Source organism: Paenibacillus oenotherae, from assembly GCF_019443105.1.
Taxonomy (GTDB): Bacteria; Bacillota; Bacilli; order Paenibacillales; family Paenibacillaceae; genus Paenibacillus_Z; species Paenibacillus_Z oenotherae.
In genome coordinates, this window is sequence record NZ_JAHZIJ010000023.1 from 1 (window position 1) to 13,765 (window position 13,765).

The window sequence follows — 13,765 nt, forward strand, 5'->3', positions numbered from 1 at the left end:
AGAAAAAATTGTATACTTGGACACCATCGCCTACAACGAACGTTTTGAGAACCGTGTCATCCCAGGTTTTGGCGATCCCGTTGTCAAACAAAAACTTAATGAGATGTTTGAAAAGCGCTATTCCTCGAATTCTGTTCAGTCGGATCCTCGGATCGAAAGTTAAACCAATATGGCGGGGCGGATTCCTCCACCCCCACCAACACCCGATGGATATATCTACAAGCTTACACAAACTTCTTGACGCTACCCATATGAGCTGAATTCGTTCTATATTCCTGCAGGATTGCAGGCATTTCGCCGTTTCGTGTTCTGATAGCAAAAACTCCTGCACTTTAGCAGGCTTTCATTCCAACCAACCAACCAACCAACCAACCAACCAACCTACTTACCTACCAACCGTGCGGCGTTGCGCATTTTTCGCATCAAGCGCGAGCTCCCAGTGCGGTGCTTGGCGTCACATGATGGTGGTTAACCGTCAACCACGTGGCTTTGCGAGTGGAGGTCATTTCTGTACAGATTATGGATGCCCGAATGGCCCGGTATGCGATATACTATGCTTACCAGCATCGAGAATGGATGCACGATTTCATTTGCAGAAAGGAATAATGACATGACACACGCAAGACCTCCCTGTTAATCTGCAGCCTTACGCCGCACGCGGGGACCTCCATATTCTGAATGCGCATCATTCATTCAGATTATGAGAGGAGCCGCTGGTATGGGCTATACGCGGAATGTTTGGAAACTGTACGTCATCCGCTTTTTTTATCATCTTATCCCTGCTTATGTGATTGAGCGGTTGTTCTGGGAAGAGCGGGGCATGACGATCCAGATGGTCGTCTATACGGAAATTATTTTTGCCGCTACGGTTGTTATGGCTGAGGTTCCGACAGGAATTATCGCTGACAAATGGGGCCGGAAGCAGATGATTGTGTTGGCCGCCTTGTTGGGCTGCTTCGAGTTTCTTATTCTGGTGTTCGCAACGGAGTTCTGGCACTTCGCGCTTGTTGTATTTCTGGCGGCAATCGGCAGCTCGGCAAGCAGCGGGGCGGAGAATGCCTTGCTCTATGATTCGTTATTGGCAGAGGGTAAGGAAAAGGATTTTGAGAAGATACTGGGCCGTATGAATGCTCTTGATATCGTCTCCATCATCATTGCCGCGCTGTGCGGCAGCTTATTGTCGGACCGCTTCGGCTTTGAGCTTAATTACTGGATTTCATTAGCGGCTATGATCGTCTCTCTGGGCATGACAGCAACACTGGTTGAGCCTGGCGCCCGGCAAACAAATGCGGATAACGAAATGCCTGTCCCGATGAAAACCTATATAACGGCTTCTGTACGCTTCTTCAGCCATAATCCGGGCGTCAGCCTGGTGATGCTGTCTGGGATGGTGACTGGCGCAGCGATAAATTTCATCGATGAGTTCTGGCAGATCTACCTGAACAGATTAGAGATTCCTGTCATTTACTTCGGCTTGTTCTCGGCGCTGTTCTTCCTGCTCCGACTTCCGGGCAATGTCCTCGCCTATAAGCTGAAGGGCCGATTCAGCCATAGGATATTGCTGTCAGCCGTAACGGCAGTGCTGGCTCTTGGCTTCGTCTATATCTCGGCAGTGCGGGACTACAGCGGGCTGGCGGCCTTGTTCATCATCTGCCTGGCTGCCGGTGTCATCGAGCCGCTCGCTGCCGGATATTTGAACCACCGGATTGACTCCTCCATGAGAGCGACAATGGGCTCATTTCAATCTCTTGGCGAGAATGCTGTATTGGTGCTTGCGGGGCTCGGCTTTGGATATTTTTCCTCCAGGTTCGATGTTTTTGGCGGATTCGGCTTCGTTGCCATACTGTGCAGCGCCTTCTTTGTTTACTTTGCATTCGCATCCAGAAGGGTTGTTGAATAGTTGTCTGGAACGCTAGAGTAAGAAAAAACTAGCTGTCGGCGTGAAAAACCCAGCTATCAGCGTGAGCGAGGATAGAGTGGAGTATCGCCAGAAACAGCCATGAAAAAAAACAGCCGGTGGCCATCCACCGGCTGTTGCAATAAGCAGCTTATTGTTGAATTTCATAAATCGCATAAAGCTCATCAAGCATCAGGTTAGCTGCAATTACGCCGCCAGCCGTGTTCCAGATCGCATCGTTTACGCGGATTGCCTTGTTATTCTTCACAACGGAAAGGCTCTGCCAGAGCGGATCCTTCAGCATCGTTTCTTCCATCTCTGTTCCTTTGCCGTCACCCGTTTCGTACGTGAAGTAGAACAGCATGTCCGCATCTACTTCCGGGAGACGCTCCTTCGTAATTTCCTCTACGAATGTATCCGTATATTTCTGATTGTCCGGACGTGTAATGCCAAGCTTGGAGAATGCGACTCCTGTGAAGGTATCTTCCAGGTAAATGCGTATTTTTCCAGCCATGAAACGAACGACAGATACTTTCTGGTTCAGCTTGTCGCCTGCTTTGGACTTGAAGTCCGCAGTGCGGCTGTCGTAAGCTGCAATAGCTTTCTCGCCCTCGGCTTTTTTGCCCAGTGCATCAGCGTATAACAGGAAGTTCGCCTGCCATTCACCACGAAGCGTTTCGGAGAACACGGTTGGAGCGATTGCTTTCAACTGCTCGTACACTTTCTCCTGACGCAATTTGTTGCCGATTATAAGATCAGGTTTAAGACTGGCAATAAGTTCTAAGTTGGGCTGGCTTTCGTCACCGACGACGGTGACACCTTCCATGTCAGCAGAGATATGCTCGTACCATGGATTGCCTGTCCAGGATTTAACAGCTCCTACCGGCTTTACTCCGAGTGCCAGCAGCGCTTCCGTTCCTTCATTTGTGAGCACGACTACACGAGCCGGCGTGCCGGTAATTTCCGTTGTGCCCATCGCGTGGGTTACACTGCGTGCTGCTTGCTCTGTTTCTCCAGTGGCGGCAGTGTTGGCGTTGTTCTTGTTGTTGTCAGACCCGGCTTGGCCGCAGCCCGAAACGATAATAGCTAGTGCGAGTAAAACAGTGGTAATTGTCCAACCATACTTCTGCTTAAATACATGTGACATTGATTATGACTTCCTTTCTTCTGCGAATGACTCTCAATATCAGTCAATGAGAAACTATAGCAGGATCAAATATTAAAGTCAACGTTCTGTAACAGTTCCTCCTGATAATGATTCTTATATTCATTGACACGTTCTGCCGCATCCCATAAAATTATGAGGTGCCCTTATTGGACGGGTACAGGAAAAGGGAAAGAGGACAACATGAACACTTTACTAACGACGACCTCACAGAAGATTATGGGACTGTTGCTCTGCCTGATTGCTCTTACTGCCGGAATTATCTGCAGCATCGTATTCGGTGTAGCAAATATTAGCTGGCAAACGATTGTAGAATCATATACCGCATTCAATGGCTCTCAGGAGCATCTTATTATTCAAACTGCAAGAGCCCCCCGCGCGTTTATAGCGGCCATAGCTGGTGCAGCTCTGGCTGTTGCCGGCTCTCTGATGCAGGGTATAACCCGCAATCCGATTGCTTCTCCAAGCATCTTCGGCATTAATGCCGGGGCTGCTTTCTTTATCGTTGCGGGAGCCGCTTTCTTCGGAGCAAGCGGCCTGGCAACCTTCGCCTTGCTCGCTTTTATCGGTGCGGCATTCACGGTCATTGTCGTCTATGTGCTTGGCTCTATAGGAAGCGACGGATTGACACCGCTTAAAGTAACGCTCGCAGGAGCGGCTATGACCGCTTTTTTCTCATCGCTATCACTCGGTATTCTGCTGACCGGAGGGCAGACGTTCGATCAGGTGCTGCATTGGTTCGTCGGCTCGGTGGCAGGACGGGACATGAGCATTTTTACATCTGCGGCTCCATATATGGGGATTGCGCTTCTGGGCACGATTGTGCTGGCGAGGCATATGAATTTGCTGGCGCTTGGAGAGGATGTCGCTACAGGACTTGGGCAAAGGACGATCTACATTAAACTGGCTGCGGGAATTATTGTCGTGCTGCTTGCAGGCGGCTCTGTAGCTATTGCGGGTCCAATCGCTTTTGTCGGCATCATCATTCCGCATTTGACTCGTCACCTGGTCGGCATTGATTATCGCTGGGTCATTCCATACTGCGCATTGCTTGGCGGGGTTCTGCTGCTGGCAGCCGACATCGGCTCACGATATATTTCATTTCCCAAGGAAGTTCCTGTTGGCGTTATGACCGCGATTATTGGTGTGCCGTTCTTCGTCTATATTGCCAGAAGAGGGGGGCGCAACTGATATGAATCATTGGTTGACGTTTAGAGGACGGTACCATTCGTTCGAAATTCACCGCCGTACTATAGGGGTCATTCTGCTCCTGCTGCTGGCTAATCTGGCTGCTGTCATCGTCTGTGCAGGCCTCGGCGGAACAGCGATCAGTCCAGTCTCGGTTGTTAAAACTTTGCTTGGCATTGGCGAATCATCCGATTCCATGATTATTTTCTCACTTCGCATGCCGCGTGTTGTGATCGCTGTTATGGTGGGCGCGGCGCTTGGCGTGTCAGGCGCACTGCTGCAAGGGATTGTCCGCAACCCGCTGACCTCGCCGGATATTATTGGCATCTCAGGCGGAGCTGCGCTCGGTACGGTTATTTTCATTCTGTACTTCTCCCATATCAGTATCCGTTATATGCCGATCAGCTCGATTGCAGGGGCTTTTATCGCCGCCTTCCTGATCTACCTGTTCGCCTATCGCAAGGGGATTACGCCGCTTAGGCTTGTCCTTATTGGAATTGGGATGGCAACAGCGTTAACGGCTGTTACTTACATGCTCATTCTTACATCCTCGTTCACGCCGACAGCGGTAGCGGTCAAAGCGTTTACCTTTATGACGGGGAGCATCTATGGTGTGTCATGGGAGCGGGATGTGATGACACTGCTGCCATGGATTGTGGTGCTGCTGCCTGTCTCGTTTATCTATGCCAGACATCTGAATGTTCAAGAGCTGGGGGATGAGGTTGCTACCAGTGTGGGCAGCTCCGTACATGTCAAAAGAACGATTCTGCTCTTCGTCAGTGTCGCTCTTGCAGGGGCGGCGGTCGCTATTGGCGGAACGATTAATTTTATCGGTCTCATGGCGCCGCATATTGCCCGGAAGCTTGTCGGTCCCGCCTACGGAGGCGTCATTCCGGTGTCGGCGCTTATCGGCTCGCTTGTGCTGCTGTTATCCGATCTTGTAGCCAGGGTTGCTTTTATTCCGCTTGATATTCCTGCTGGGGTATTTACTGCCGCTATTGGAGCGCCTTTCTTTATTTACTTACTGTATCGCAACCGCAAATCATAAAGGGAGTGAGTCTCATGTCGGTTATTCAAGCGGAGAAGCTTACGTTGTCTTATGGAAAAGAGCCGATCTTCTCAAATCTGGATCTAGCCATCCCCCCTCATAAAATAACAGTATTCATCGGCAGCAACGGCTGCGGCAAATCAACGCTGCTGCGTTCGCTTGCCCGTCTACTGAAGCCTCAAGAGGGGGCCATTATTCTTAATGGCAAAGATATTGCCAAGCTGTCAAGCAAGGAAGTTGCGCGGCAACTTGCTATTCTGCCGCAAGGCCCGGTCGTTCCAGAGGGATTGACCGTGCAGCAGCTCGTCAAGCAAGGTCGTTATCCTTACCAAAGCTTTCTGCAGCAATGGTCGCATGAGGACGAGAAGCAGGTGAAGCGGGCGCTTGAGGTTACCCATATGGATGGGCTGGCATCCCGCTCGGTGGATTCACTGTCCGGGGGACAACGGCAGCGGGCCTGGATTGCGATGACGCTGGCACAGAACACCGGAACGATTCTGCTGGATGAGCCTACCACCTACCTGGATATGACGCATCAGATCGAAATACTCGATCTGTTGTTCGAGCTTAACAAGCAAGAGAATCGCACCATTGCTATGGTGCTCCATGATATCAATCTCGCCTGCCGCTATGCGCATCATATCGTAGCGGTCAAAGAAGGCAGCATCTACGCGCAAGGCGAGCCGGAAAATATCGTAAACGAGCAGCTTATCCGCGACGTATTCGATATGGAATGCCAAGTGATGAAGGACCCCATCTTCGGAACGCCGCTCTGTATTCCATACGGCAAAGGCCGTATGCTCAGCGAGGCGTAAGGCTCGCTTCTGCGAGCGGTGGCGCCTCGGGGCGGCGCTGCGGCCGCTGGCGTTGCGGCCGCGCGCGTGCCACGTGCTTGCCGCGTGGTATGGGCACGCTGTGCTGCGCCGCCGTGCTGCGCCGCCGTGCTGCGCGTGCGCCGCGTCTTGCTGCGTCGCGTACGTGCCGTGCGGCATGCACGCTATGCTGGAGGTGAGCGGGGCAGCGGGTGGAGCACATGCGGTGGCGGTAAGCGGGCCAGCAGGTGGAGCGCTGAGCGGAACCGCTATGCGAGACGCAAGCGAGATGGCAAGCGAGACGGCAAGGGGGGCGGAAAGCCTGCGGAAGAGCAGGCTTTCCCGCTGAAATCCGGCATTTGGAGAAAAAGCCTGCGATGAAGCAGGCTTTTTGGCCATTCTCCTCTCGAATGAGGGTTGGAGCGGAAAAAAGATGCAGGATTGCAGGTATTCCAGTAAATTGGGTAAATAAGCCGCCTAAAGGATGCACATTTGCAGGCATGTTGGCAGGAGCAAACATATGGACTGATCCCGCATGTGCCGAGCAAGGAGAGGTGGCCAATCCACAGCTGACCAGGCAGATCACGCAGACCATACCATATGGAGACGGCAAGGGGGGCGGAAAGCCTGCGGAAGAGCAGGTTTTCCCGTTGAAATCCGGCATTTGGAGAAAAAGCCTGTGATGAAGCAGGCTTTTTGGCTATTCTCCTCTCGAAACAGGGTTGGAGCGGAAAAAAGATGCAGGATTGCAGGAATTTCAGTAAATTGGGTAAATAAGCCGCCTAAAGGATGCACAATTGCAGGCATGTTGGCAGGAGCAACCTTATGGACTGATCCCGCATGTGGCTAGAAAGGAGAGCTGGCCAATCCACAGTTGACCAGGCAGATCAGACCAACCGCATCAATCGCACCAACCGCACCAACCGCACCAACCGCACCAACCGCACCAACCGCACCAACCGCACCAACCGCACCAACCGCACCAACCGCACCAACCGCACCAACCGCACCAACCGCACCAACCGCACCAACCACCCAAACCACCCAAACCACCCAAACCATCCAAACCACCCAAACCCTGCTCAGCCCACGCTCAGCCCCCACCCCACACGTAAAGGCAAAGCGGGATTGCCTGGGCGGTAGATTACATCCGAGGTATGTCTAACTATACAGAAGAGTTGAAAGCCACAGCGACTATCAGTGGAATTGGCAAGCTGGTTCCCTTCATATAATAGCGAAAACCCGTCCTGCGCAGGGTGGGCTTTCTTCGTAATCTCCCGGTACAGACACAGTATGTACTGGCATTTTTCAGTTACCAAAAAGATGATAAAAGTGTAAAATTACGATATGAACTCACTCATTATTGCAGCTAATATGAAGAGGAGATTCTGATGAAAGCTATATTTTGCGTCATATTATTCATGTCCATTAGCCTCATTATTGGCTGCTCAGCCCGCAATGTGGAGGACTCGCGCCCGAGTGTGCTGTCAGATGATTCAACTCCCGAGATGCCAGCAACAGTAACGATCAAGGCAGGAAATATCGTCATCAATCACGACTTAGACAATATGGATAGAGGGAATCACGAGTATGAGGGGAGTCTAGTTGTCCATAAAAGCTACTGCGACTCCAATGAAATGAAACGAGGAGATGTTGTTTATTTTAGAACGCCCCCATTCCAACATCCAAACCCCAATATGACCGTTCCGAAAAAAAGTATATCCAGAGTGGTGGCACTGGCAGGAGAGAAAATCGAAATAAAGGAGGGACAAATTTATATAGACGGGAAGCAGTTGGATGCCTTTTATGGCAAAGCGCAGTCGAAAGGAGTGGATCGTGAGCAATATAAACTGCTCGATGCCAAGCTCCAAAATCCGGAGTTGTTGCAGCAATTCTATCATATGAATCTGCCAGAGGTCGAAATTCCGGCTGATCATGTTTTTGTGCTGGGGGATACATGGTGGAGGAGTGTGGACAGCCAACTGTTCGGGCCTTTGCCAATCGAGCAAATAGAAGGGCGTGTTGAAGGATATCCAGCTAAGTTAAGCGATTGAAATATACGACAAGCCGCTGAGCTTGGAGAATGGGGGGGCTCCTGTAAGCAGGTGCAAGCCGTTATCCTGAATGACAAAGGAGAAGATGTTATGGAGCATTGGATTCTTGTTCTTATCATTATTTTAATATCAGGTGCAATTGGGGGGATCGTTAATTATTTGCTGGTGGAAAGAGTAGGCGTATTATTTCTGAGGGACAGGGAGTTCTACAAATCAATCTTTATTGGATTGGCGGCTGCCTTGCTTGTACCGTTATTTCTGAATACAATATCAAGCAATCTCATCAGAGATAGTGAAACGGATATCTACAAAATATTTGTTATCTCAGGCTTTTGTCTTATCGCCTCCATCTATTCCAAAAGCTTCATCCAAACCTTATCAGATAAGGTGATCAGGCAATTAGATGAGGTTCAACAAAAGGTTAAGAATGTTGAGAAGGATGTCAATGCAATTGCAGATAGTGAAACGGAGGATGGCTCTGGAGGCAAACATAATGACATTATGGTTTCCCATTCATTGGATGAGCATCTGCCTCAATTGAAGGCTTCATTCAGAGAAAATGACACCGATAAAATTAAGATCCTCCGATCCCTGGCGGAAGGGAATTATACCTTTCGATCTCTGCAAGGAATGAGCAAGGAGACGGGGATAAATGAACGGGAAATCAACATCGCTATTAATGAATTATCTGCGTTAGGTTATATAGATCAATCCATGAGAGGCAGTGGTATAAGATTCTATATTACCAGGCCAGGTCGGGAGCATCTTGCTTGGTATAACGGGACCTCCTATGCCCACCTGCTCGAAAAGAACGGGGATATCAAGGGGGCGTAAGGAATCTGCCGCGATCGTCCCCGTCCCAAAAGAGCTGCTTCTTGTGCAGACCCCGTCACAGCGGGGCCCATTGGGCGCGTGTCCAGGCCAGTTGCATGCCAATTCGCTCCATATTGTGCTGGCTTGTGCTGCCGAACCCGGCTTGTGCGACAACAAGCTCACAGCCGATTTCATGCGCCTCATACATCCGCTGCTGGAGCAGAGCCGTTTGCAGCCCATGTCTTCGGCGTTCAGGCAGTGTTGCCGCCAGCGTGCAGGATGCGATGCCGCCGCCACTGCTATGCATGACAGCCACAGCAGACGGGACGTCGTTCCATAATGCCATATACAGGCTCCAGCCGGGTCTGTTCAGCAAGCCGATGTTATTGTTCACGAAGTGATGCTTATGCTCGGCCGACATCCCGGCGCCAACACAATGTATTCCCGCGTAGAGGTCAAAATCCTGTTCATTATCAATCTTGCGGATGGTTATAGGAGCGGGCAAGGAGGGCCTTTCCTCAGCCGGGCGTCCAACAAGGACGGAATGAAACCCGGCTTGGTACAAACCGTGCTCCGCCAATGCCCTGAGCATGCCGGGACTGCTTCCGGCAGGATTGATATCGAGCTGGAAGCTGCGCTCCCGTTCCCGATAGAATGCAAGAATGGCTTCCAGATGGCCAACATCCTCGCAGGAGAATCCCTTCACAGAATTGAATAGGGGCCAGGGCATCGTTCGAATGTAAAAGGCAGTTGCTTGGCCAAACCGCTTCATCTCGACGCCTTCGGGATTGCCGTTTCGTTCGCCGATCGAGCTGATTCGCGAGGTGAAATAGTCGATTTCGGACTGCTGTATCCGCTGTGCCAGTTCCCCGTTGATAACAGGCAATTTCAATATGAACACTCCATTCCATAGTAGAGCCGTTTTGTAATGTAAAAGTATCATAGCTAGAACCTAATTGTAAAATAATAGTTTAAATGGATGATGAGAGAACTGATGCTGCGAGGCGGATTGCTGTCACATGAAAGGCGAGATATTCGATTATTCGCGGACGCTATGTTCAGTTCGATAGAGTATCATTTGCGATAGAGCATACAATAGACTGGGACGTCATGAAGCTGTGTTTCCCGATGCAGAAGAAATCCGTTCTTGCGGTACCAAGCGACATTTTCTTTGTTTTCCGTATCGAGCAGGATGCCTTGCGATAGCTGATCCGCATTTGCCGCATGCAATAGGTGTAGCAGCAGCGTACCGCCGATGCCCTTTCCTTGCGCCTCAGGTTCTACGCCAATCATAATGAGGTAGTGATGCGGCACAGAGGGAGCAGCAGATCGCGTGATTCGCATGTAGGCGTTAAGGAGGCCCAAAGGTGGGGAGGATATGCGAAATAGCAAAGGAACCAGCCTGCCGATCAACAGCAAACCGCCGATCACATTCATAAGCTTGCTTGCAGATGGCTTCTCTACGACGTATGCGCCGAGCAGTCTTTCATGCTCAAACACGCCCACTATCTCTTCATGGAGCATGAAGCTGCTGTCAAATATAAAAGAGAGAAAGGCTGTCATCCGGCTGTTTGCTTTGCGATCCACTTCTGAATCTCCGAAAATATACAGGAATAAAGGATCACGGGCAAATGCCCTGCTCATCAACCCCACGAATAGAGGCTTGTCATTCTTCGTTAGCTTGGCCGTTCTGTATGGGGCAGTCATGCTTTGTCACCGGAGATTTTTATTGCTGTACCGTAATGGTCAACTGCGAAGCTGTAGGACACCTTGAGCATGAATAATAGGAAGGTTATTAGCATATAGGGCTGAATATCCGGCAGCATCGGTATAGAGCCAAGGCCCGCGGAGAGGAGCAAGCCAGCAACGAATCGCTGCGAGTGCTTGCCGTGAAGAGCATTGACGATGAATGCTGCACTAATCGTATACGCCCACACCGCTACCGAGTACCAAATATCTGCCTGCAGCAAAAGTGCGACAAGAATCACATGGAAATGTATCGCAATGAATACGATTCGGTTCTTATCGCGTGCTGCATAAAAGTTGCTGGTCGATGCCGTAAAGTTTGCTGCACAGCCGGAAAATATATCGAACATGAGCAGTAAGGCCAAGCTGCTGCGCCAGACCGGCACATTGTCGGCAAGCTCAGGGAATGCCAAATACAATGCAGCCGTCAGAAGTCCGCCGAATAGCAATATCGCCACAATCGCGCCGATGCTCTGTCTTTCACCGAATACATCATGCAAAAATGAAGGGATGAGTCTCTGTTTCATTCACATTCACTCCTGTCGTTGATTTAATTGCATAAGTGATGGCGGGGGAAGTTTTGTAGTTATTTTGTTGATTTACTACAAAACTATTATAGAATTGTAAGAATGGAATTGCAATAGATTTGTACTCAAATTGTTGTAATACTCTAAAACTTGGGCTACACTACAAGTGAGGTGGAGAAGATGAACGGTTTTGAACGACGGAAGCAGAAGAAGATTGAGCAAATATACAGCAAGGCCTTTCAGCTTTTTGCTGAGCATGGCTTTCAGAGGGTTAGTGTGAACGAGATCGCCCAGCAGGCGAAGGTGTCTCCGGCGACCATCTATAATTATTTCGGAACGAAAGAGCAGCTCTATGCCGATATGCTAATAGACTGGATGGACAGGCAGTTGGAGCATTACGAGGGTATTCTTGATTCGGAGCGTTCTTTTCCTGAGAAGGCCAGGGAGATTATGCTGCATGAGGTCAGCAATTTGAAGATCCTGTCGGATGAGTTTCAACAAGTCCCATCCTCCGATCGAAGCGGTTTGATGGGGATGATCGAGAGCTACAGCGAGCAAAAGATCAGGGGATTTTTCATGAAATTTGTTGCCGCCGGGAAGCACGAGGGCTATATCCGGGAGGATCTGACCGAAGAGATGATGCTGCTCTATTTCAATATGTACAAAAATGAGCTGGGCCGCTACTGGGAGTCGTCGGAACAGGAACCCGAAAACCGGAATATTGATCATTTGATGGAGTTGTTTTTTTATGGGTTGGTTGGCGGGGGAGGGGGATAGGGATAGTTGTTTTGGATTTATTTGGGAGCCGCGGCCGAAGGGCACAAGAGTATTGCTCTCTATCTTCAGAAGAAATTGGCTGCCATGAATTTTTTAGAACATCAATTAGCTTCGTAATACTTATGCCATGTTCCGATATTGCAACATCAGCTAATAATAGAGCATATGAACCCGAATTCTGACAGAAGTCAGAAATAACGTTTATGGAAAGCTGGTGTATTAATGACTTCTCCAGGCAACACGCACCAAACCATTAAAAAGAAAGAACAATGCCCGTGTGGTTCAGGAAGACAATATCGTAACTGTTGCAAGAAGAAAGATTTTTTATTGTACAGGAAAGATGGAAAAGTTTTTAAAAAAATACCTCTCGTGAAAGAATTATCAGATGAACTGAAAAATCAAAAAGTATTGTTTAAAGAAATTTATGGTCGCGAAGTAGGAGAGCACGATTTCATATTCTTCGGTATTTATAACGACAAACGTAATTTCGATAAATTTACCGTAAAGTTTTTGCGTGATGCGGGTTTCCCCGAGGAATTTATTTATGCATATACCCAAACAGGGTTAATCCCAACAGAATTCAATACGGGTTTAATCTCCGATACCGAATTAGAGGAATTTACCATGTATGTCGAGGAGTATCGGGAGAGTATTCAAGAAGCTCCAGCCTCTAATAAAGTTAATATCCTCATGTATATAGAATTTTCAAATCACTTTTTGAATGAAGTATTCGACAAGCTATTTTCTTATTTGATGTATTCATATAATTATTTTATTAGAACTCATCTGGAAGAGAGGCAGGATTTTTTTAACTACAGTGTCCAATCTTATTTGGATTTCGGCGGATTATGCGCAATCAAAACGCTCAAAAATTTGGAATCGATAGGACAATTAATAGAATACGAACTCGAAGAAAATATTCTTGCGACAACAAGGTTTGTTTTCGAAAGTTACTTATATTTGGTTATGTTGAATCAAGACAAAAGTTTCTTTCAGAAACATATATTAAATAATTCGAAATCAAACAGACTAACAATAAAGTCCATGTCGGAACGTAGCATGTTTGATCAAGATAAGAAATTGTATGAATTATTTTTCAAAACTTCATCAAAATATGTACATCTGGATGTACTAACCGCTCAAAGTTATTTTAAAGTAAGCCATCCTTTTGAAGAAGTGAACCGATCATTGGTAGCCTCGATAATAGGAACTGCTTTTTCAATATTAACCTTAGAGCAAATCTCCATTTTGGAAGGAAACAATCCGCAATTTAAGCAGGATATTCGCTATATGACTCAAAATGCAAAACAGGATCTAATAAAATGTTTTGAAGTCATTAAATCCGATGCGTCTCCTCAAGACGAAATGTATTCGACAATGATATCCAGATTGCGCGAGAATAAAACGAAAGAATAGGAATCTATGCTGTTCATTGGCTTCATTTATTATTCTTTCGATAGGTAATTACATTGATGGACTCTGACCCAGATAAGAAATAGCGATATTTTGCGAGAGTCCGCATTTTTGTCGAAATCAATACTGCCAAAAGCATTCTCCAAAAATAGGATGAAAGAAGAATAGATACTGATGTTTATATAGATATTTTTGAAGTAAGTAGAGGTTTTAATTGTGTCAATAAGTATGTGATCGCCCTCATTTTATACAATTTTTTTATTATCCGTGTCCCTTAGTCTGCTCTAACGGAAGCACTGAGAACGACACCCTCGAGAACGCTCGT

15 protein-coding genes are annotated in these 13,765 nt (G+C 48.2%); 10 read left to right on the plus strand and 5 right to left on the minus strand.

What is annotated here, in order from left to right:
• The first annotated feature begins 718 nt into the window (after window positions 1-718).
• The gene (locus tag K0T92_RS21575; RefSeq protein ID WP_219874567.1) at window positions 719-1,900 is read left to right on the plus strand and encodes an MFS transporter; all 1,182 of its coding nucleotides are present in this window, start codon (window positions 719-721) and stop codon (window positions 1,898-1,900) included.
• Between the two features lie 148 nt (window positions 1,901-2,048).
• Here the strand turns inward: K0T92_RS21575 and K0T92_RS21580 are convergent, their stop codons facing one another.
• Window positions 2,049-3,044, minus strand: a complete 996-nt coding sequence (locus K0T92_RS21580; protein WP_219874568.1) for an ABC transporter substrate-binding protein — start codon at window positions 3,042-3,044, stop codon at window positions 2,049-2,051.
• Window positions 3,045-3,245: 201 nt separating this feature from the next.
• On the opposite strand from K0T92_RS21580, the gene K0T92_RS21585 reads away from it, so the two are divergent.
• The 5 genes from K0T92_RS21585 to K0T92_RS21605 all read left to right on the plus strand — a co-directional run bounded on the left by K0T92_RS21585 (window position 3,246) and on the right by K0T92_RS21605 (window position 6,793).
• Window positions 3,246-4,253, plus strand: a complete 1,008-nt coding sequence (locus K0T92_RS21585) for a FecCD family ABC transporter permease (RefSeq protein WP_219874569.1) — start codon at window positions 3,246-3,248, stop codon at window positions 4,251-4,253.
• A 1-nt stretch (window position 4,254) separates the two neighbouring features.
• The gene (locus K0T92_RS21590; RefSeq protein WP_219874570.1) at window positions 4,255-5,298 is read left to right on the plus strand and encodes a FecCD family ABC transporter permease; all 1,044 of its coding nucleotides are present in this window, start codon (window positions 4,255-4,257) and stop codon (window positions 5,296-5,298) included.
• Window positions 5,299-5,312: 14 nt separating this feature from the next.
• Entirely contained in the window at window positions 5,313-6,113 is an 801-nt protein-coding gene (locus K0T92_RS21595; RefSeq protein WP_219874571.1) for an ABC transporter ATP-binding protein, read from the plus strand.
• A gap of 175 nt (window positions 6,114-6,288) precedes the next feature.
• Entirely contained in the window at window positions 6,289-6,459 is a 171-nt protein-coding gene (locus tag K0T92_RS21600) for a hypothetical protein (RefSeq protein ID WP_219874572.1), read from the plus strand.
• Window positions 6,460-6,610: 151 nt separating this feature from the next.
• Window positions 6,611-6,793 (plus strand): hypothetical protein, encoded by a 183-nt coding sequence (locus K0T92_RS21605; protein ID WP_219874573.1) that lies wholly within the window; start codon window positions 6,611-6,613, stop codon window positions 6,791-6,793.
• Window positions 6,794-6,956: 163 nt separating this feature from the next.
• Here K0T92_RS21605 and K0T92_RS21610 read toward each other — a convergent pair whose 3' ends face one another.
• Window positions 6,957-7,172 carry a hypothetical protein gene (locus K0T92_RS21610; protein ID WP_219874574.1) on the minus strand — a complete coding sequence of 72 codons (216 nt, stop codon included), beginning with the start codon at window positions 7,170-7,172 and terminating at the stop codon, window positions 6,957-6,959.
• 419 nt (window positions 7,173-7,591) lie between these two features.
• On the opposite strand from K0T92_RS21610, the gene lepB reads away from it, so the two are divergent.
• Together lepB and K0T92_RS21620 are read left to right on the plus strand one after the other, a co-directional pair.
• The gene (gene lepB, locus K0T92_RS21615) at window positions 7,592-8,164 is read left to right on the plus strand and encodes a signal peptidase I (protein ID WP_219874575.1); all 573 of its coding nucleotides are present in this window, start codon (window positions 7,592-7,594) and stop codon (window positions 8,162-8,164) included.
• A 90-nt stretch (window positions 8,165-8,254) separates the two neighbouring features.
• Window positions 8,255-8,998 (plus strand): helix-turn-helix domain-containing protein, encoded by a 744-nt coding sequence (locus tag K0T92_RS21620; RefSeq protein ID WP_219874576.1) that lies wholly within the window; start codon window positions 8,255-8,257, stop codon window positions 8,996-8,998.
• A 55-nt stretch (window positions 8,999-9,053) separates the two neighbouring features.
• Here K0T92_RS21620 and K0T92_RS21625 read toward each other — a convergent pair whose 3' ends face one another.
• From K0T92_RS21625 to K0T92_RS21635, 3 genes are all read right to left on the minus strand, one after another.
• Window positions 9,054-9,878, minus strand: a complete 825-nt coding sequence (locus K0T92_RS21625) for an N-acetyltransferase (protein ID WP_343223771.1) — start codon at window positions 9,876-9,878, stop codon at window positions 9,054-9,056.
• 173 nt (window positions 9,879-10,051) lie between these two features.
• Window positions 10,052-10,684 (minus strand): GNAT family N-acetyltransferase, encoded by a 633-nt coding sequence (locus tag K0T92_RS21630; protein ID WP_219874577.1) that lies wholly within the window; start codon window positions 10,682-10,684, stop codon window positions 10,052-10,054.
• Window positions 10,681-11,250, minus strand: a complete 570-nt coding sequence (locus K0T92_RS21635; protein ID WP_219874578.1) for a hypothetical protein — start codon at window positions 11,248-11,250, stop codon at window positions 10,681-10,683. Before K0T92_RS21635 ends, K0T92_RS21630 begins: the two co-directional genes overlap by 4 nt.
• Before the next feature lie 180 nt (window positions 11,251-11,430).
• Here K0T92_RS21635 and K0T92_RS21640 point away from each other — a divergent pair, with 180 nt between their 5' ends.
• Both K0T92_RS21640 and K0T92_RS21645 read left to right on the plus strand, forming a co-directional pair.
• Window positions 11,431-12,027: a TetR/AcrR family transcriptional regulator gene (locus K0T92_RS21640; protein WP_219874579.1), complete on the plus strand. Its 597-nt coding sequence runs from the start codon at window positions 11,431-11,433 to the stop codon at window positions 12,025-12,027.
• Window positions 12,028-12,249: 222 nt separating this feature from the next.
• A complete protein-coding gene (locus tag K0T92_RS21645) occupies window positions 12,250-13,443 on the plus strand; it encodes an SEC-C domain-containing protein (protein WP_219874580.1) in 1,194 nt (397 codons plus the stop codon).
• The last annotated feature ends 322 nt before the right edge of the window (window positions 13,444-13,765 follow it).